An 18,327-nucleotide genomic window follows, 5' to 3' on the forward strand; every position below is an offset into this window, starting at 1 on the left:
GGACCTATGACCCTGTCTTTTACTGCTCACTGGCATGACGAGTTGCCGGGTTTTTATACCGCACTCAAACCCACACCGTTACAAAATTCCCGTCTTATCTGGCATAACGATCGGCTGGCAGATGAGCTGGCTGTTCCACCTGAGATGTTTCAGCCCTCCGACGGCGCTGGCGTCTGGGGAGGCGAAACGCTGCTTGCCGGTATGCAGCCTCTGGCTCAGGTCTATAGCGGACATCAGTTTGGCGTCTGGGCAGGACAACTGGGCGATGGCCGGGGGATCCTGCTGGGCGAACAACGGCTGCCCAACGGAGAGACGATGGACTGGCACCTGAAGGGTGCCGGCCTGACCCCTTACTCGCGAATGGGCGACGGGCGCGCGGTATTGCGTTCGACTATTCGCGAATGTCTGGCATCCGAAGCGATGCATGCGCTGGGGATCCCCACCACCCGCGCACTGTCGATTGTAACCAGTGACACCCCGGTGGCGCGTGAAACGATGGAAAAAGGGGCGATGCTCATGCGCGTTGCGCAAAGCCATCTGCGTTTTGGCCACTTTGAACACTTTTATTATCGTCGTGAGCCGGAAAAAGTCCGCCAGCTTGCGGATTATGCCATTCGTCATCACTGGTCTCATTTCCAGGACGAGGCCGATAAGTACATTCTCTGGTTCCGCGATGTGGTAGCCCGTACCGCAACCATGATTGCCCGCTGGCAGACGGTCGGGTTTGCCCATGGGGTGATGAACACGGACAACATGTCGCTTCTCGGGTTGACCTTTGATTACGGTCCGTTTGGCTTCCTTGATGACTATCAGCCGGGGTACATCTGCAACCATTCTGACTATCAGGGACGTTACAGTTTCGACAATCAGCCGGCTGTTGGCCTGTGGAACCTGCAGCGCCTTGCGCAAACTCTGTCGCCGTTTATCGACGTTGATGCCCTGAATGATGCGCTCGACAGCTACCAGGACATTTTACTGCGCGAATACGGCGCGTTGATGCGCAACAAGCTGGGGCTGGTGACGCAGGAGAGGGGCGATAACGACATCCTGAACGCTCTGTTTGCCCTCATGGAACGTGAAGGCAGCGATTACACCCGCACCTTCCGGATGCTGAGCCAGACTGAGCAACACAGTAGTGCCTCACCGCTGCGCGACGAGTTCATTGACAGGCAGGGCTTTGACGACTGGTTTGTGCTTTACCGTGCGCGGTTGCAGCAAGAGCAGGTCGACGACGCAACCCGGCAGGCGCAAATGAATGCGGCGAACCCGGCGATGGTGTTGCGCAACTGGCTGGCGCAGCGGGCCATTGAACAGGCAGAGCAGGGGGAGTATGACGAACTACATCGCCTGCATGTGGCTCTGCGTACGCCGTTTGCTGACCGTGATGACGACTATGTCAGCCGTCCGCCGGACTGGGGAAAACGCCTGGAAGTGAGCTGTTCGAGCTAGCCCGGGCGGACAAAACCTGACACCTTGCGGTGCCAGGTTTTTTTATGCCGATACCGCGGTCACTGTGCGACCCATCCGCCATCCATATTCCAGGCGGCGCCGCGGACCTGTACGGCGCTGTCACTGCACAAAAACAACGCCAGCTCGCCTAGCTGTTCCGGCGTAACAAACTCACCGGCGGGCTGTTTCTCTGCCAGCAGTTGCTCACGTGCGACATCCGGTGCGACGCCATCGGCAATACGTCTGTCGATTTGCTGCTGCACCAGCGGGGTCAGCACCCAGCCCGGGCAGATGGCATTGGCGGTAATACCGGTGCGGGCGGTCTCCAGCGCCAGGGATTTGGTAAAGCCCACCACGCCATGCTTGGCGGCAACATAGGCGGATTTCTCTTTCGACGCGACCAGCCCATGCACGGAGGCGATATTAATGATGCGCCCCCAGTTTTTCGCCTGCATCGCAGGCAGCGCCAGCCGGCTGGTGTGAAAGACGGAAGAGAGATTGATGGCGATTATGTCGTTCCATTTCTCCACCGGGAACGCATCAACAGGTGCGACGTGCTGTATACCGGCGTTGTTGATCAGAATATCGACTCCGCCATACCGGGTTTCGGCGTAGTGCATCATGGCTTCAATCTGCTGGACGTCACGCAGGTCCGCATCGTGATAGCCCGGCGTTTTACCCCGTTTCGCGATTTCGTCTCTTGCCGATTCACTGTCGCCGAAACCGTTAAGAATCAACTGCGCGCCGGCCTTCGCCAGCACGCCAGCGATCCCAAGTCCAATACCGCTGGTCGAGCCGGTCACCAGTGCGGTTTTACCGTTCAGATTCATTTTATTCTCCTTACACAATGCCGGTGAGATAGAACACGGCAATGACAAAAAGCACCGCCAGACTTTTGATGAGGGTGATAGCGAAAATGCCGCCATACGCCTGACGATGGCTCAGACCCGTAATGGCAAGCAACGTAATCACGGCCCCGTTATGGGGAAGCGTATCCATGCCGCCGCTGGCCATCGAGGCCACGCGGTGGAGAACCTCCAGAGGGATATTGGCTGCGTGGGCGGCCGCGACAAACGTATCGGCCATGGCCGCAAGGGCGATGCTCATCCCGCCCGACGCCGAACCGGTGATCCCGGCAAGCACGGTCACGCTGATGGCTTCGTTGAGCAACGGGTTCGGGATAGCGGCGAGCGCTTTGGATAAGACCAGAAAACCGGGCAGCGCAGCGATCACCGCCCCGAAACCATATTCAGATGCGGTATTCATTGCCGCCAGAATGGCGCCGCTGACCGCCGTCCGGCTGCCTTCTGCCAGCCGTCCCCGGATATTGCGAAATCCAAAAAGCAGTACCATGACAATACCCGCGATCAGCGCCGCTTCCACGGCCCAGATGGCGGTGATTTTGCTGACCTCGGTGACAATCGGCTTCGCCAGCCCGGGCAGGGTAAGCTCATGGCGCGTCCCGTACCAGCCGGGGATCCAGCGGGTAAACAGCAGGTTGAGGATCCCGACCAGCAGCAGAGGGGAAATGGCGATCAGCGGATGGGGCAGATTAATGTTGTCCGGCGTTTCAGGTTCATTTTTCAGATCGGAACCGTAACCCTCATTGTTGTTGAGCGCCTTTCGCCGCTGACGCTCCAGCCAGAGCAGGCCAAAACAGAGGATAAACAGCGAGCCAATCAGCCCAAGCCACGGGGCGGCCCAGGCGTTAGTGCCAAAGAAGCTGGTGGGGATAATGTTCTGGATCTGCGGCGTGCCGGGCAGGGCATCCATGGTAAACGAGAACGCACCCAGAGCCACGGTCGCCGGGATAAGACGTTTGGGGATGCCGCTCTGGCGGAACAGTTCGGCCGCAAAAGGATAGACGGCAAAGGCCACCACGAAGAGCGAAACGCCGCCGTACGTTAACAATGCACACACCAGCACAATGACCGGAATCGCATGGCGGCGCCCGAGGATCTGGATCGCTGCAGCGACGATAGCGCGTGAGAAACCGGAAAGCTCAATCAGCTTGCCAAACACGGCACCCAGCAGGAACACCGGGAAGTAGAGCTTGACGAAGCCGACCATCTTTTCCATAAACAGACCGGTAAACGTCGGGCCGACGGCCCCCGGATCGGTCAGCAGCACGGCACCCAGCGCCGCGATGGGGGCAAACAGAATAACGCTGTATCCGCGATAGGCCGCAAGCATCAGCAATGCCAGCGCCGCTAGGGCAATCAACACACTCATTATGACTCCTCACTATCATTGTTATATTCGGGTACCAACGAGATGTCCGGGCGCGGTTAGCGCGCAAGGGTTAATGCAATGCCTTGCCCACCTCCCACGCACAGGGTGACGAGCCCTTTTTTCGCGTCGCGGCGTTGCATCTCATGCAGCAGCGTGACGAGGATCCGACAGCCAGAAGCGCCGATAGGGTGGCCAAGCGCAATCGCACCACCGTTAACGTTCACCTTACGTTCATCCCAGCCGAGCAGCTTGCCAACGGCCAGCGCCTGCGCGGCAAAGGCTTCATTTGCTTCAATGACGTCCACTTCATCCAGCGCCCAGCCTGCCCGGGCCAGAGCCGTCTGGCAGGCGCTGACCGGCCCGATGCCCATCACCGAGGGATCAACGCCGGTCACGGCATAACTCACGACCCGTCCCAGGATCGGTAATCCGCTTTCACGCGCTTTTTCACCGCTCATCAACAGTACCGCGGCGGCACCATCGTTCAGGGTTGAGGCATTACCCGCCGTCACCGTTCCATCTTCACGACGAAAGGCAGGGCGCAACTGAGCGAGTTGCTCAGCGGTGGTTCCCGGCCGGGGTTGTTCATCACTGCTGACCAGGCGCGGCGGCTTTTTACCCTCGCTCACCGTGACCGGAGCCATCTCCGCGTCAAACAGACCGTGCTCAATGGCCGACGCCGCTTTTTGCTGCGACCGGGCGGCAAAAGCGTCCTGCTGCTCGCGGGAGATGCCATACTGGCGGGCAACGTTTTCCGCGGTGATGCCCATGTGATAATCGTTAAATGCGTCCCACAGGCCGTCCGTTATCATGCTGTCCTGCAACCCTGTATGACCAAAACGCAACCCTGACCGCGCACCGTCCAGCAGGTAAGGGGCATTGCTCATGCTCTCCTGGCCGCCAGCGATAACCACGTCGGCGTCGCCGCAGCGGATAGCCTGCGCGGCGAGCTGCACCGCTTTTAAGCCGGCACCGCACACCAGATTGACGGTTGTTGCGGGCGTACTGACGGGCAATCCGGCCGTGAGAGCGGTCTGACGGGCGGGGTTTTGTCCACACCCTGCCGTCAGCACCTGACCGAAAATCAGTTCGTCTACCTGATCTGCGCACAGCTGGCTGTTCTCAAGCAGGCGACGAACCGCTACGGCACCCAGTTCAACCGCGGAAAGGGAGGAGAGCGATCCGCGAAAACTGCCTACAGGGGTTCGCGTGGCCCCGACAATCATGACCTCATTCATGTTCAATCCTCAGTTGAAGCGCATCTCGCGCACGTCGTCCGCCACGATGATTTTCCCGGCTGTTTTACTGACGATGTCGTCAATACTGACGCCGGGGGCGTATTCCCGCAGAATGAACGCGCCGTCTTCAATCTCCAGCAACGCAAGGTCGGTTAACACCCGACGGATGCAGCCAGCGCCGGTCAACGGCAGCGTGCAGCGCGGCAGCAGTTTTGACTCTCCGTTTTTTGCGGCATGGGTCATCACCACAATGATGTTCTGCGCCCCGGCGACCAGATCCATCGCGCCTCCCATCCCTTTCACCATCTTGCCCGGGATCATCCACGAGGCGATGTTGCCTTCGACATCCACTTCGAACGCCCCGAGTACGGTCAGGTCAACATGACCGCCCCGGATCATGGCGAACGACTGGGCCGAGTCGAAAATGGCGGCACCGATCCTCGCGGTGACGGTCTGCTTACCGGCGTTGATCATGTCGGCGTCAAGGCTCTGCTCATCCGGAAAGGCTCCCATCCCCAGCAGGCCGTTTTCAGACTGGAGCATCACGTCCATTCCCGCCGGAATATAGTTCGCCACAAGGGTCGGGATCCCTATCCCCAGGTTGACGTAGTAACCGTCGCGCAGTTCTCGGGCGACGCGCATGGCCATCTGTTCACGGGTTAACATCTTCAGACTCCCTCTGCGCGCAGCGTGCGCTGTTCAATGCGTTTCTCGAACTGGCCGACAATCAGCCTGTCGACGTAGATCCCCGGGGTATGAATGGCCGACGGGGGCAGTTCGCCCGGGGCGACGATCTCTTCCACTTCCACTACCGTTATCCGGCCCGCGGTGGCCATCAGCGGGTTAAAGTTTTGCGCGGTATGGCGATAGATAACGTTGCCGTACCAGTCCGCTTTCCAGCCCTTGATCAGCGCAAAATCGCCGGTGATGGCCTCTTCGAGGACATAATGCTTGCCGGCAAACTGGCGAACTTCCTTGCCAGCAGCCACGGGGGTGCCATAGCCGGTGGCCGTGTAAAACGCCGGAATACCCGCTCCGCCAGCGCGAACCTTTTCTGCCAGGGTTCCCTGTGGGGTGAGTTCCACTTCCAGCTCGCCGCTCAACACCTGTTGCTCAAACAGCGCGTTTTCGCCCACGTACGACGCCACCACTTTTCGTACCTGGCGCGTCTCAAGGAGTATCCCGAGACCAAAACCATCGACGCCGCAGTTGTTTGAAACCACCGTCAGCCCCTGCACCTGACGGCGTCTGACTTCGGCAATCAGGTTCTCAGGAATGCCGCACAGGCCGAAGCCGCCTGCCAGCAATGTCATTCCGTCCGTCAGCCCGTCCAGCGCCTGCGCATAGCTGCCGACGCGCTTATCCAGTCCCGCCATAATCATCCCTCCCGTTATCCGTGCCGGTATCATTAGGGGCGGCGACTCATTTGTTAATTTTGAATTTGTGACCCACTCATTTGGTTTTTTTATTAATTCCCTGTTAACTAAATTTTTTCAATTAGTTAACAAGGTGAAAAATGAGAATGAGTGTCAAACAGTTACGCGCGTTTTTAGCGGTAGCTCACACTCTGAATTTCGCGCATGCCAGTGAACGGCTGAATCTTTCCCAGCCGGCGCTCAGCCTGACGATCAAGGGTCTGGAGGAGGCGCTGGGGGGACCGCTGTTGCAGCGCAGCACCCGCAAGGTGGCGCTGACGCAGGAGGGGGAGACCTTTTTACCGATGGCGCGGCAGCTGCTGGCAGACTGGGATAACGCCGAAGAGGCCATGCATCAGTGCTTTACGCTGCAGCGCGGCAAAATCTCAGTCGCGGCGATGCCGTCATTTGCGGCGAATGTCCTGCCGGAGGTGCTCAAGGCATTTCGCGATCGCCACGCCGGGATCAACGTCACCGTGCACGATGTTATCAACGAGCAGGTAATTGAAATGGTGCGGGAAGGGCGGGTCGAGATGGGGATCGCGTTTGAACCGGCGCCGACCCATAACCTGCTTTTTACGCCGTTGGGTCTCGATCGATTTGTCGCCATTGTGCCGAAATCATCCGCTCTGGCAGCCAAAAAACGCCTTTCATGGGAGGCGCTACTGACGCTGGATTTCATTACCCTGCAGCGCCCTTCGGCCGTTCGTCTGATGATGGAAGAGGAGCTGGCCCGCAGCGGTCGTAAACTGGATGTGGCGCTGGAGAGCCATCAACTGGTGACGGTAGGCAGAATGGTCGCCAGCGGCCTGGGCGGCAGTGCGGTCCCGGCACTGTGCGAGGCGCAGATGACCTCGTTAGGCGCGGTCTGTATTCCACTCGATAACCCGCCGATTGAAAAATGCATCGGCGTGATCCACCCCGGGCACACGCAGCTTTCAAAAGCGGCGCATGCCCTGCTTGAGACGCTGAAAGATTTTTATCAGCCCGGTCAGGGGGCGAGAAATACCTGCGGTGAGGCGTGAACCGGATGTGGGCCAACGTATACCTGCGCGCCATACCACCGGGCCAGCGCGTCGGCCTGTAAAACCGTTTCCGGCGTGCCCTGAGAAACCAGCGTGCCGTTATGCAGCAGCAGGATCCGGTCCGCCCACAGCGCTGCCAGATTAAGGTCGTGCAGCACCACGCACACGTGAAAATCGCCCTGACGGGTCAGGGATTTCAACAGCCGCAGCAGATGCTGCTGGTGGTAAAGATCCAGCGCGGAAGTGGGTTCATCGAGAAACAGCCAGCCGCGCGGACCGCCGTCATGCCAGAGCTGCGCCAGGGCGCGGGCGAGCTGGATCCGTTGTTGCTCGCCACCGGAGAGGGCCGAAAAGTGTCGGTCTGCGAGGGGCAGGCAGCCCGTTATCGCCATTACGGCTTCGACAACCGGGGCTTCCGGGTAGCGCGTCCAGGGCGCGCGGCCCATACCCACCACCGCGTCGACCGGCCAGTCGAACCCGAGCTGCGTATTCTGGCGCATCACTGCCCGGCGGCGTGAGAGCTTTTGCGGGTGCCACGCCTCAAGCGGCGTACCCGCCAGGCTGCATTGCCCACCTGAAGGCGTGAGATAGCCCGTGAGCAGGCGCAGTAACGTCGATTTTCCGGCACCGTTAGGCCCAATCAACGCCACCATTTCCCCCGGAGATAACGCCAGCGACACGTCGTTGATAAGCGTCCGTTGCCCGACCTGATAAACAAGGCGTGCCGCGCAGTAGCGTTCAGCCATGTGCGCCTCCACGACGAAAAATGAGCCACAGGAACCACGGCGCGCCGAAGAGACTGGTCAGTAAACCGACCGGCATTTCAGCCGGTGCGACCAGCGTGCGCGCCACCGTATCGGCAACCAGCAGCAGCGACGCCCCGGCCAGTACGGAGCCGGGGATCACGGCCCGGTGATCGGCGCCCAGCCACATCCGTATCAGGTGCGGCACCACCAGACCGACAAAACCAATCACCCCGCTAACGGCAACCGCGGCGGCAACCAGTAAGGCGCTGCACAGCAACAGGATCCGCTGTACCGTCGCCACCGCCACGCCAAGGTAGTGCGCTTCTTCTTCACCCAGCTGCAGTAAATTGAGCGCGCAGGCAAGACGCCAGATAATCAGAACGCCTGGCACCATCAGCGAGGTGACGGCCAGCAGCGAAGACCACTGCGCCTGACCCAGGCTGCCCATGCCCCAGAGGGAGAGCTGGCGAAGCTGGGCATCATTGCTGAGCCATGACAGTACGCCGACTGCCGCACCGCACAGGGCATTGAGGGCAATGCCTACCAGTAACAGACGTGAAAGTGTGCTGTTACGCTGCTGGCTAAGGACAAAAATGACGAAGGTGGCCGCCAGCGCCCCCCCAAATGCCGCGATCATGGGAGCGTAAAGCATCATCAGCGCGGGGAGCGAGAGGGGAATGACCACCCACAGCGCCACGGCCAGCGCCGCGCCGCTGCTGATCCCAAGCAGCCCCGGATCCGCCAGCGGATTACGAAAAAGCCCCTGCATTACGCAACCTGCCAGCGCCAGCGAGCCGCCGGTGACCAGCGCCAGCAGGACCCGGGGGAGACGAATGGTCAGCCAGATCTGACGCAGGGTTTCATCACTGCCGCGCCATAGCAGACTGACCGGCAGATGCAGTGCGCCAGCCCCGGAGGCCGCCAGCGTCATGATCGTCAGGATGGCGGCCAGCATCCACAGCGACAACGCGATCCGTCGGGACATCAGGGCAGTTGCTCCGCCCGGGTGCGCAATTGCTGTATGGCCTGCGGCGTGCGCACGCTAAAGCCCAGCAGCGCCATATCGTCGATGGCCAGCACCTGCCTGTTCCGTCCCGCCGGCGTTTGCGCCAGGCCGGGAAGTGTCCACACATTCGCTTCGCCGCCCAATGCCTTTACGCCATCCTGCGAAATCACCACAAGGTCAGGCTGGCTGGCAATCACGCCTTCCTGGGACAGCGGCTGATAACGGGTAAAGCCCTGCATCGCGTTTTGCAAACCCGCTGCGCGAATGGCAGCATCCGCGGCGGTCTGTTGTCCGGCAGCCATCGCGGTCATCCCGCCGTGGTTGAGGATAAACAGCACCCGTTTGTCGAGTGGCGAGGTGGGCAGGGCTGCCAGCGCCTGGCGCAGCGTAGCGCGCAATGCGTCACCCTGTGCTTCGCGATGCGTCGCTTCGGCAATGACTCGCACCTTTTCGTCAATCACGCTCAGGTCATGACTGCCGGGAACGGTGACGACACTGACGTGACTTTGCGCGACCTGTTTTAACGCCAGCGAGGGCTGCGCCTGGGCACTGGCCAGCACCAGCGTCGGGCGCATGGATAAGATCCCCTCCGCGTTAAGCTGGCGCAAATAGCCGACGTCGGGCAGGGCGTTCGCCGCCTGCGGCCACTGGCTGGTGCTGTCGCGGGCAACCAGTGACGATCCCGCGCCAAGGGCATAAACAATCTCAGTCACGTCACCCCCCAGGGCGACAATTTTCTGCGGTGTGGCCGCGAACGTCACCAGCGGCAGGGCGCCGAGCAGGGCGAGCCATTTTTTCATGCGGCCAGCCCTTTTCGGGTCAGGGCGTCGACCTGGCTGCGCCACTGACGCTGCTCTGGTTCACCTTCGCTGCGTTGACCGTACAGTTGAGCGATTTGCGTCCCGTCGGCGGCGAAGAGCTCCAGGCTGGTGACGTGCCCGTCAGCGGTGGGTTTACGCGTCACCCATGTTTCGGCGATGGACGTATCCCGCAGATGCAGGGTAAAGGTTGGGTTGAAGATGTTGAGCCAGCCTTTCATCGGGACGACGTTTTCCACCACGCCGGTAAAGATCTGCACGCAGCCGCGGTTGCCGACGAAGATCATCATTTCATTCCCCTCCAGGCGGACCGTTTCCAGCAGCTGTGCCAGAGCGGTGTTGTCTACCCTGCAGGCCAGATCGTCGCCCACCAGACGAAACGCCTGCTGGCGGCTCAGATTGTGGCGCTTCAGCAGGCCGAAGAACTGATGCACGTCGGTCATGGCGCGCCACTCCTGATCAACGAGGGCGGCATCAGCCTTTTCGTTGTGGGCAGGGACATCGGCATGCTTCAGCGCCAGTGGCGGATTATCGGCAAAGATAAAGCGCGTAAGCAGGTCGCCCCAGGCAGAAATATCGGTGTTATCGGTCGTGTAAACTTTCAGCAGGGCATCGCCCTGAAGGTCGAAGAACTGAATGCTCTGACGCTCACCGCGGGCGGTGGTTTCACTGATGTGGAACGCGCTCGCCCACTGGTTGAGAAACAGGCGCAGATCCAGCGCCCGCGGATTCAGTACCAGCCCGGCGTGGCCGCTAAGGTGTTGATGCGTAAACGCGCCCACCTGCTCGTGAACTGCATAGTCGTTACGACAGATGCATTTGGTCTCGCCCACGGCTTCCAGCGCACCGATGATTTCGCGGATGTCGCCGTGCAGGCGCCAGGCGTCGTGGCCCACGCGGGCGAAGGTCAGCTCTGCTTCGCTGATGTTCATTAAGCCTGCGATGTCACGTGCGTATTGACCTGGATTTTCTTCTTTCAGCGCAAGCCAGCGTGTGTAGTGATTCATTGTCTCTTCCTTTCGAATAAGGGCCCCGGCAGGCCGGGGCGTGGGGATTACCACTGGTAACTCACAAAAATCTTACCGTTGCGTCCGTCCTGAGGAATGCCCTGAGGAGACCAGTACGCCTTGTCGAACGCGTTACCCAGCACCAGCGTCGTGGTTACCCCTTTGAGCTGCTCCTGGCCTTTATAGCTTACGTAGAAATCGTTAACCGCATAGCCCGGCTGTTCGCTGTAGCTACTGCTGATATGGGTTGAGCGATCGACGAAGGTGCCGATCCAGCCCACGGAGAAACCGCTTTGCGCCACCGGGATATCCAGCTTGCTGGTGACGGTATCCGGGTTGATGCTGGAGATATACTCGCCCGTATCGGTATCTTTTCCCCGGGTGCGGTTGTAGGCGACGTCGAGGTTGAACAGGTCGGCCGTGTATTTCGCCATCACGTCCCAGCCCCAGATTTTGGCGTGGGGAACGTTCATGGACATGGTGGTCGCAGCCGCAAAATCGACGCTGGTGGAGATGTAGTCTTTGGCTTTGGTGTCGAAGTAGCTGGCCTTGAATTCCAGCGCATCGTTAGCAAGCATGACGTCGTCAAAGCGCAGTCCGAAGCCAAACTCCTGCGTTTCATTGGTTTCCGGACGCAGGTTCGGGTTCGGCACCCAGTAGTTAGTGTAAAAGCGGCCGATGGAGAAGTGTTTGGCGTCGTTATACATTTCACCCATGGTCGGCGCACGGAAGGCCTGTGCGTAAGAGCCGAACAGCATCAGCCAGTCGGTCGGGCTGATGGTCAGTCCGGCACGGGAGGACCATCTGTCCGCGTTCACATCGTCGTATCCTTCGCTGCTCCCGCGGTAATTATCGTAACGGGTACCGCCGAGAAGCGTGACCGGCAGGTCGCGCAGGGTGATCTCGTCCTGCAGCCAGCCGGAGCTGAAATCGATTTTAGCCTCCGGGAAGCCGGTGGTGGTGCCCCCCGGATGTTGCTCCTGATGGTAGTATTCGCCGCCATAGGTCAGAAGATGTGAGGCAAACGTGTCGCTGAACAGACGGGTGCGGTTTTCCACTTTGCCACCTTTGGTGGTCTGCTTGCGAAACTCGCCGGTGCCGTCAATGTTCTGGGCGTTAATGCGCGCTTCAGACCAGTAGAGTTTCGCATCGGCATTCAGCCAGTCGTTGCCCTGGGGAGCCAGGTGATAGCCCAGCTGAGCGTCTCGCTGAATGGTGGAGCGATCGGTCATGGGATTGCTGCTGGCGTCTGCGGCGGGGGTTTGCGGGTTTTTTGGCTCCTGCGCCGCGTTATTGTAATAGCGCAGGGATCCGCTCAGCGTCTGGGCCGGGTCGATTGCCCAGCGGCCTTTTGCCAGCATGTTGTTGATGGATTCGTCATTCGGTGCTGTTCCACCGTCGCTCTGGCGCAGATCGCCGCGATCGCGGCTCGACCAGGCAACCAGTCCGTCCAGGGTTTCGGTACGCCCGTAAGCGCTGGCCCCCATGCCCAGACTGTGATCGCCCGTCGCGCCCGTACCAAACACGCGGTAGCCGCTGTTTTTGCCCGGTTCCAGCAGGTCATTTGCATCGGCGGTGTCATACGCGATCACGCCCCCCAGCGCGCCGCTGCCGTACAGTAAGGCTGACGGGCCGCGAACCACTTCGATACGTTTAATCAGGGCCGGGTCGAGGAACGTGCTGTTCAGGTGGCCAGTGTCGGTCCCCTGGCGCACGCCATCCACCAGCACCAGCACGCCGCGGCGGTCGTAACCGCGCAGGTTGACGTCCTGACCATTGGTGCGCCCGGTGCCGTCAAGCATCAGGCCTGGGACGTAGCGCAGCAGGTCGGCGGCCGAGCTGGCGGTCTGGTTTTCCGGGGCTGCGGTGTCAATCACGCTGACCATCATCGGGGCTTCGAAGGCGCTGCGGGCGTTGCCGGTGGCGATAACGGTCATGTCATCTGTGGCCGCAAACGCGACGCCCGGCAGGGCGCTGACAACGGATAGCGCAAGGCAGGACGGGCGCAAAAATGCGGAATGCAGGTGTGGCATAGCAACTCTCCATAAAGAATCGAAAGCGCTGGCTGCCTGGGGATCACCTGGGTGGCTGGCGAAGGTATTGTGGTATTTATTTGGTGAGGATCAGCTTCCCGGCATGGGTCTGGCGCAACAGATAAAGCTGGCCGTCATGCTCGATGATCACGCGTCCCTCGTCCCCCAGCAGGCTTTTACTGTCGATCCGACGATCGGTGCGCGCTGGGGCAGGTGCTGTGTGTGTGTTTTCGGGCGTTGCCGCGTTGTTATCCGTACGTGACATAATGTTTATAAATAACAATCAATGTAACAATGATAATCATTATCAACAAAGTGAAAATTCACGGCAAGCGTTTTTGTGAAAAAACTGTGATGGGATCAAAACAGAAGAGGATGTGGCCTTGCGCGAACGTAGACCCTCTCCCGCAGGAGAGGGTAAAAGGCAAGGACTAAAAACGTGAATCGACCGCTGCCGCCAGTTTCTCCAGCAGCAGTTCGCTGTCTTCCCAGCTCAGGCACGGGTCGGTGATCGACTGGCCGTAAACCATTGGCTGTCCGGCTACGATTTTTTGCGTGCCTTCCCGGATAAAACTTTCGGCCATAATGCCCGCGATGGCGGTTGAACCGCTGACGATCTGCTGGCAGATCTCATCACACACGTCCAACTGGCGGCGATGCTGTTTCTGGCAATTGCCGTGGCTGAAATCCACCACCAGGTGTTCCGGCAGGTCGAACTCGGCCAGCGTTTCACACGCCGCAGCAATATCTTGCGCGTAGTAATTGGGCTTTTTCCCGCCACGCATGATGATATGCCCGTATGGGTTGCCGCTGGTCTGATAAATGGTCATCTGACCGCGCTTATCCGGCGACAGGAACATATGGCTGGCACGCGATGCGCGGATCGCATCAACGGCAATTCGCGTGTTGCCATCGGTACCGTTTTTAAAACCAACCGGGCAGGAGAGGGCAGAGGCCATCTCACGGTGGATCTGGCTTTCCGTGGTGCGCGCACCGATAGCGCCCCAGCTGATGAGATCGGCGATAAACTGTCCGGTCACCATATCGAGAAACTCGGTGGCCGTCGGTACGCCCAGCTCATTGACCTGCAAAAGCAGTTTACGCGCCAGCTCAATACCATAATTAACACGGTAGCTGCCGTTCAGGTCCGGGTCGGAAATCAGCCCTTTCCAGCCCACGACGGTGCGCGGTTTTTCAAAGTAGGTGCGCATGACAATTTCAAGGCGATGCTGGTATTTGTCCCGCAGTCCCTGAAGCCGTTTTGCGTAATCTATTGCGGCATCCAGATCGTGGATGGAGCAAGGGCCAATCACCACCAGAAGACGTTTGTCTTCGCCATTAAGGATTTTTTCAATGCGACGGCGGGATGCCGTGACATGTTCCGCTACACCCGCGGAAACAGGATGCCGCTGTGCCAGTTCAGCCGGTGTGACCAGGCTGTCAATGCGCGCAGTGCGGAGTTCATCGGTTTTATTCATGAAATGTCTCAGAAAAATTTTTGCTTCATCGGCAGACTACCGGGAAGTGATGGGCATCACCTTAAACCAATCCCTGCTGAATTCAAGTTCGGCGCGTCTGCGCGCCGAGGATGTGGTGATGATACCCGATTCTGAGTTATTGTACTAGCATGTTAGTACATTCGGCGGTTGAGTCCCATGATATCGAGGATTTTGGTGGCGATCTCTTCTACCGAATAGTTAGTGCTGTTTAGCCACGGGATCTGGTTTTTGCGGTACAGCGCTTCCACCTCGGAAACCTCCATTCGACACTGGCGCATTGAGGCGTAGCGGCTGTTCTCACGCCGTTCTTCACGTATTGCCGCCAGCCGTTCCGGGTTGATGGTCAGGCCAAACAGCTTGTGCTGGAGCGGCTTAAGGGCGGCTGGCAGCACCAGATTGTCCATGTCGTCAGCAATAAAGGGGTAGTTGGCGGCGCGGATACCGAACTGCATCGCCAGGTAAAGGCTGGTCGGGGTTTTCCCGCAACGCGAGACGCCCAGCAGTATCACCTGCGCCTGGTCGAGGTTACGCAGCGAAATACCGTCGTCGTGCGCCAGGGTGTAATCAATGGCGGCGATACGCGCATCGTATTTGGTCAGGTTGCCGGGGTTCAGCCCGTGCGTTCGGTGGGCGATAGGCGTCGGATCGAGTTTCAGTTCGCTCTGCAGCGGGGCCACCAGCGCCTGGACGATATCCTGACAGAACCCTTCACTTTGCAAAATAATCGCGCGAATTTCAGGGATCACGATGGAGTAGAAGACCAGCGGGCGGACCCCCGTCTGCTGGAAGATGGCGTCAATCTGGTCCTTCACCGCCTTTGCACGGCTCTCATTTTCCACAAACGGCAGCGTGATGCTGTTAATCGAAACCGGGAACTGCGACATCACCGCATGTCCCAGCACTTCGGCGGTAATCGCCGTACCATCAGAAATATAAAAAACGTGGCGATCGACAGCATTATCCATTTTACCCACCCTGAATATCGTACGTAATTGTCTGAAAGCATAAATTAAAAAAGTAAATTACACAGCAAAGAACTTATCCTAATTATAAATGAAACGGTGTTTTTGATTTTCCTGAAAAGTGGATTTCATTTTTCAATTAGCGACTTTATTTTTAGGGTTTTTGGCTGAATATATAGGAATCATCGGGTTAGCGGATGGTGGGAAAGTATCCGAAAAGTTGAAAATTTAAATTGCTTACACGATTCACCGTTTTTTTAGCGGAAATAATTATGCCAGTATAAATACGTAGTCAGGTGTTTCTTACTCCGATCAAATATCACAAAAGGATTGTTTCGATGTCCAACAATGGCTCGTCACCGCTGGTGCTTTGGTATAACCAACTCGGCATGAATGATGTAGACAGAGTTGGGGGCAAAAATGCCTCCCTGGGTGAAATGATTACAAACCTGTCGGGTATGGGTGTCTCCGTACCGAACGGGTTTGCCACAACCGCCGATGCCTTTAACCTGTTTTTAGACCAGAGCGGTGTAAACCAGCGCATTTATGACCTGCTGGATAAAACGGATATTGATGATGTGACCGAGCTTGCGAAAGCCGGTGCCCAAATCCGCCAGTGGATTATCGACACACCTTTCCAGCCGGAACTGGAAAAAGCCATTCACGAAGCCTACAACCAGCTCTCAGCGGATGATGCCCAGGCGTCGTTTGCCGTGCGTTCTTCTGCCACCGCGGAAGATATGCCCGATGCGTCATTCGCCGGACAGCAGGAAACCTTCCTTAACGTCCAGGGTTATGACGCCGTGCTGGTGGCGGTGAAGCACGTCTTCGCGTCCCTGTTCAATGACCGTGCCATCTCTTACCGCGTGCACCAGGGCTATGACCATCGCGGCGTGGCGCTTTCTGCTGGCGTACAGCGCATGGTGCGCTCCGACGTGGGCTCTTCCGGCGTGATGTTCTCCATCGACACCGAATCCGGCTTCGACCAGGTGGTGTTCATCACGTCGGCGTGGGGTCTGGGTGAGATGGTAGTACAGGGTGCGGTGAACCCTGACGAATTCTACGTTCATAAGCCGACGCTGGCCGCAAACCGTCCGGCGGTCGTTCGCCGCACGATGGGCTCGAAAAAAATCCGCATGATCTATGCGCCGACGCAGGAGCATGGTAAGCAGGTTAAGATTGAAGACGTACCGCAGGAAATGCGTGACCGTTTCTCCCTGACCGATGCAGAAGTGCAGGAGCTGGCGAAACAGGCGGTACAGATCGAAAAACACTACGGCCGTCCGATGGATATCGAATGGGCCAAAGATGGCAACACCGGCAAGCTGTTTATCGTGCAGGCGCGTCCGGAAACTGTCCGCTCCCGTGGTCAGGTGATGGAGCGTTATACCCTGCACGCACAGGGCAAAATCGTGGCGGAAGGCCGCGCGATTGGTCATCGCATCGGTGCCGGTCCTGTCAAAGTGATCCATGACATCAGCGAGATGAACCGTATTCAGCCAGGCGATGTGCTGGTGACCGACATGACCGACCCGGACTGGGAACCGATCATGAAGAAAGCGGCGGCCATCGTCACCAATCGCGGTGGCCGTACCTGCCACGCGGCAATCATCGCCCGTGAGCTGGGGATCCCTGCCGTTGTCGGTTGCGGTGATGCGACCGAACGCATGAAGGACGATCAGAAAGTGACCGTCTCCTGTGCGGAAGGCGATACCGGTTACGTGTATGCCGATATTCTCGACTTCAGCGTGAAGAGTTCAAGCGTCGATACCATGCCGGATCTGCCGCTGAAGATCATGATGAACGTTGGTAACCCGGACCGTGCGTTTGACTTTGCCTGCCTGCCGAACGAAGGCGTTGGCCTGGCGCGTCTGGAATTTATCATCAACCGTATGATTGGCGTTCACCCGCGCGCGCTGCTGGAATTCGACGACCAGGACGCGAAGCTGCAGAACGAAATCCGCGAGATGATGAAAGGTTACGACTCGCCAAAAGAGTTCTACGTCGGTCGTCTGACCGAGGGGATCGCCACGCTGGGCGCGGCGTTTTATCCGAAGCGCGTGATCGTGCGTCTGTCCGACTTTAAGTCAAACGAATACGCGAATCTGGTGGGGGGTGAGCGTTACGAGCCAGAAGAAGAGAACCCAATGCTCGGCTTCCGTGGCGCCGGACGTTATGTTTCTGACAGCTTCCGTGCCTGCTTCGCGCTGGAATGTGACGCCGTGAAGCGCGTGCGCAACGACATGGGACTGACCAACGTTGAGATCATGATCCCGTTCGTGCGTACCGTGGATCAGGCGAAAGCGGTGGTGGAGGAGCTGGCACGTCAGGGTCTGAAGCGCGGCGAAAACGGGCTGAAGATTATCATGATGTGTGAAATTCCGTCCAACGCCCTGCTGGCTGAGCAGTTCCTGGAGTACTTCGACGGCTTCTCTATCGGCTCGAACGACATGACGCAGCTGACGCTCGGTCTTGACCGTGACTCCGGCGTGGTCTCTGAACTGTTTGATGAGCGTAACGAGGCGGTGAAAGCGCTGCTGTCGATGTCCATCCGCGCGGCGAAGAAACAGGGTAAATATGTCGGGATTTGCGGTCAGGGTCCGTCTGACCATGAAGACTTTGCCGCATGGCTGATGGAAGAGGGGATTGACAGCCTGTCCCTGAACCCGGACACCGTGGTGCAAACCTGGCTGAGCCTGGCCGAACTCAACAAGTAACGCCATCAGCACCAGAAAAAGGTGAGGATATATTCCTCGCCTTTTTTTATTTCATGCCTTATTTGCTCCCCATCACAAATAAAGTAAAAAACCAAATATCATAATTTGTCTGTTAATTTAGACAATTGTTAGCGCGCAAAGCGTTGCTAATACTTGAGCCTTACCGCGCATTTCCCTCGC

16 protein-coding genes are annotated in these 18,327 nt (G+C 58.4%); 3 read left to right on the plus strand and 13 right to left on the minus strand.

Features of this window, described 5'->3' with window-relative positions; genetic code table 11:
• Window positions 1-6 precede the first annotated feature (6 nt).
• Window positions 7-1,449 carry a protein adenylyltransferase SelO gene (gene selO, locus AC2FAP_RS04000; RefSeq protein ID WP_449541572.1) on the plus strand — a complete coding sequence of 481 codons (1,443 nt, stop codon included), beginning with the start codon at window positions 7-9 and terminating at the stop codon, window positions 1,447-1,449.
• A 59-nt stretch (window positions 1,450-1,508) separates the two neighbouring features.
• Here the strand turns inward: selO and AC2FAP_RS04005 are convergent, their stop codons facing one another.
• From AC2FAP_RS04005 to AC2FAP_RS04025, 5 genes are read right to left on the minus strand one after another with little or no spacing between them, the layout of a single operon-like run.
• Entirely contained in the window at window positions 1,509-2,279 is a 771-nt protein-coding gene (locus tag AC2FAP_RS04005) for a 3-hydroxybutyrate dehydrogenase (RefSeq protein ID WP_032681201.1), read from the minus strand.
• A gap of 10 nt (window positions 2,280-2,289) precedes the next feature.
• Window positions 2,290-3,684 carry a GntP family permease gene (locus AC2FAP_RS04010; RefSeq protein ID WP_223145393.1) on the minus strand — a complete coding sequence of 465 codons (1,395 nt, stop codon included), beginning with the start codon at window positions 3,682-3,684 and terminating at the stop codon, window positions 2,290-2,292.
• Between the two features lie 53 nt (window positions 3,685-3,737).
• On the minus strand, window positions 3,738-4,919 hold the full coding sequence (locus AC2FAP_RS04015) for an acetyl-CoA C-acetyltransferase (RefSeq protein WP_181240914.1): 1,182 nt from the start codon (window positions 4,917-4,919) through the stop codon (window positions 3,738-3,740).
• A 9-nt stretch (window positions 4,920-4,928) separates the two neighbouring features.
• Window positions 4,929-5,585, minus strand: coding sequence for a CoA transferase subunit B (locus tag AC2FAP_RS04020; protein WP_014169704.1), 657 nt, complete (start codon window positions 5,583-5,585; stop codon window positions 4,929-4,931).
• A gap of 2 nt (window positions 5,586-5,587) precedes the next feature.
• Window positions 5,588-6,295 carry a CoA transferase subunit A gene (locus AC2FAP_RS04025; protein ID WP_032677981.1) on the minus strand — a complete coding sequence of 236 codons (708 nt, stop codon included), beginning with the start codon at window positions 6,293-6,295 and terminating at the stop codon, window positions 5,588-5,590.
• Window positions 6,296-6,435: 140 nt separating this feature from the next.
• Between AC2FAP_RS04025 and AC2FAP_RS04030 the strand changes: the two genes are divergently transcribed.
• On the plus strand, window positions 6,436-7,359 hold the full coding sequence (locus AC2FAP_RS04030; RefSeq protein WP_020884395.1) for a LysR family transcriptional regulator: 924 nt from the start codon (window positions 6,436-6,438) through the stop codon (window positions 7,357-7,359).
• Here AC2FAP_RS04030 and AC2FAP_RS04035 read toward each other — a convergent pair.
• The 8 genes from AC2FAP_RS04035 to ppsR all read right to left on the minus strand — a co-directional run bounded on the left by AC2FAP_RS04035 (window position 7,326) and on the right by ppsR (window position 15,433).
• Window positions 7,326-8,105, minus strand: a complete 780-nt coding sequence (locus AC2FAP_RS04035) for a heme ABC transporter ATP-binding protein (protein ID WP_449541573.1) — start codon at window positions 8,103-8,105, stop codon at window positions 7,326-7,328. The two genes, AC2FAP_RS04030 and AC2FAP_RS04035, sit on opposite strands and share 34 nt — an antisense overlap.
• On the minus strand, window positions 8,098-9,090 hold the full coding sequence (locus AC2FAP_RS04040) for a FecCD family ABC transporter permease (RefSeq protein WP_449541574.1): 993 nt from the start codon (window positions 9,088-9,090) through the stop codon (window positions 8,098-8,100). Before AC2FAP_RS04040 ends, AC2FAP_RS04035 begins: the two co-directional genes overlap by 8 nt.
• Complete coding sequence (locus tag AC2FAP_RS04045) at window positions 9,090-9,911, minus strand: heme/hemin ABC transporter substrate-binding protein (RefSeq protein ID WP_449541575.1); 822 nt, start codon at window positions 9,909-9,911, stop codon at window positions 9,090-9,092. The genes AC2FAP_RS04040 and AC2FAP_RS04045 overlap by 1 nt, the downstream gene beginning before the upstream one ends.
• The gene (locus AC2FAP_RS04050) at window positions 9,908-10,936 is read right to left on the minus strand and encodes a hemin-degrading factor (protein WP_059305555.1); all 1,029 of its coding nucleotides are present in this window, start codon (window positions 10,934-10,936) and stop codon (window positions 9,908-9,910) included. The genes AC2FAP_RS04045 and AC2FAP_RS04050 overlap by 4 nt, the downstream gene beginning before the upstream one ends.
• A 47-nt stretch (window positions 10,937-10,983) precedes the next feature.
• Complete coding sequence (locus AC2FAP_RS04055; RefSeq protein ID WP_449541576.1) at window positions 10,984-12,969, minus strand: TonB-dependent hemoglobin/transferrin/lactoferrin family receptor; 1,986 nt, start codon at window positions 12,967-12,969, stop codon at window positions 10,984-10,986.
• Window positions 12,970-13,045: 76 nt separating this feature from the next.
• Window positions 13,046-13,234, minus strand: a complete 189-nt coding sequence (gene hemP, locus AC2FAP_RS04060; RefSeq protein ID WP_020884389.1) for a hemin uptake protein HemP — start codon at window positions 13,232-13,234, stop codon at window positions 13,046-13,048.
• Window positions 13,235-13,400: 166 nt separating this feature from the next.
• Entirely contained in the window at window positions 13,401-14,447 is a 1,047-nt protein-coding gene (gene aroH / locus AC2FAP_RS04065; protein ID WP_449541577.1) for a 3-deoxy-7-phosphoheptulonate synthase AroH, read from the minus strand.
• A gap of 152 nt (window positions 14,448-14,599) precedes the next feature.
• Complete coding sequence (ppsR, locus tag AC2FAP_RS04070; RefSeq protein ID WP_020884387.1) at window positions 14,600-15,433, minus strand: posphoenolpyruvate synthetase regulatory kinase/phosphorylase PpsR; 834 nt, start codon at window positions 15,431-15,433, stop codon at window positions 14,600-14,602.
• A gap of 335 nt (window positions 15,434-15,768) precedes the next feature.
• Here ppsR and ppsA point away from each other — a divergent pair, with 335 nt between their 5' ends.
• Complete coding sequence (ppsA, locus tag AC2FAP_RS04075; RefSeq protein ID WP_020884386.1) at window positions 15,769-18,147, plus strand: phosphoenolpyruvate synthase; 2,379 nt, start codon at window positions 15,769-15,771, stop codon at window positions 18,145-18,147.
• The last annotated feature ends 180 nt before the right edge of the window (window positions 18,148-18,327 follow it).

Source organism: Enterobacter cloacae complex sp. 394I7, assembly GCF_057320345.1.

Excerpts from the sequence above, each read along its gene's own strand:
- AC2FAP_RS04020 (WP_014169704.1), bottom strand. The coding sequence starts at position 5,585 with ATGTTAACCCGTGAACAGATGGCCATGCGCGTCGCCCGAGAACTGCGC.
- ppsR (WP_020884387.1), bottom strand. The coding sequence starts at position 15,433 with ATGGATAATGCTGTCGATCGCCACGTTTTTTATATTTCTGATGGTACG.
- AC2FAP_RS04045 (WP_449541575.1), bottom strand. The coding sequence starts at position 9,911 with ATGAAAAAATGGCTCGCCCTGCTCGGCGCCCTGCCGCTGGTGACGTTC.
- AC2FAP_RS04025 (WP_032677981.1), bottom strand. The coding sequence starts at position 6,295 with ATGGCGGGACTGGATAAGCGCGTCGGCAGCTATGCGCAGGCGCTGGAC.
- hemP (WP_020884389.1), bottom strand. The coding sequence starts at position 13,234 with ATGTCACGTACGGATAACAACGCGGCAACGCCCGAAAACACACACACA.
- selO (WP_449541572.1), top strand. The coding sequence starts at position 7 with ATGACCCTGTCTTTTACTGCTCACTGGCATGACGAGTTGCCGGGTTTT.
- AC2FAP_RS04015 (WP_181240914.1), bottom strand. The coding sequence starts at position 4,919 with ATGAATGAGGTCATGATTGTCGGGGCCACGCGAACCCCTGTAGGCAGT.
- AC2FAP_RS04055 (WP_449541576.1), bottom strand. The coding sequence starts at position 12,969 with ATGCCACACCTGCATTCCGCATTTTTGCGCCCGTCCTGCCTTGCGCTA.
- AC2FAP_RS04050 (WP_059305555.1), bottom strand. The coding sequence starts at position 10,936 with ATGAATCACTACACACGCTGGCTTGCGCTGAAAGAAGAAAATCCAGGT.
- aroH (WP_449541577.1), bottom strand. The coding sequence starts at position 14,447 with ATGAATAAAACCGATGAACTCCGCACTGCGCGCATTGACAGCCTGGTC.
- AC2FAP_RS04040 (WP_449541574.1), bottom strand. The coding sequence starts at position 9,090 with ATGTCCCGACGGATCGCGTTGTCGCTGTGGATGCTGGCCGCCATCCTG.
- AC2FAP_RS04005 (WP_032681201.1), bottom strand. The coding sequence starts at position 2,279 with ATGAATCTGAACGGTAAAACCGCACTGGTGACCGGCTCGACCAGCGGT.
- ppsA (WP_020884386.1), top strand. The coding sequence starts at position 15,769 with ATGTCCAACAATGGCTCGTCACCGCTGGTGCTTTGGTATAACCAACTC.
- AC2FAP_RS04030 (WP_020884395.1), top strand. The coding sequence starts at position 6,436 with ATGAGAATGAGTGTCAAACAGTTACGCGCGTTTTTAGCGGTAGCTCAC.
- AC2FAP_RS04035 (WP_449541573.1), bottom strand. The coding sequence starts at position 8,105 with ATGGCTGAACGCTACTGCGCGGCACGCCTTGTTTATCAGGTCGGGCAA.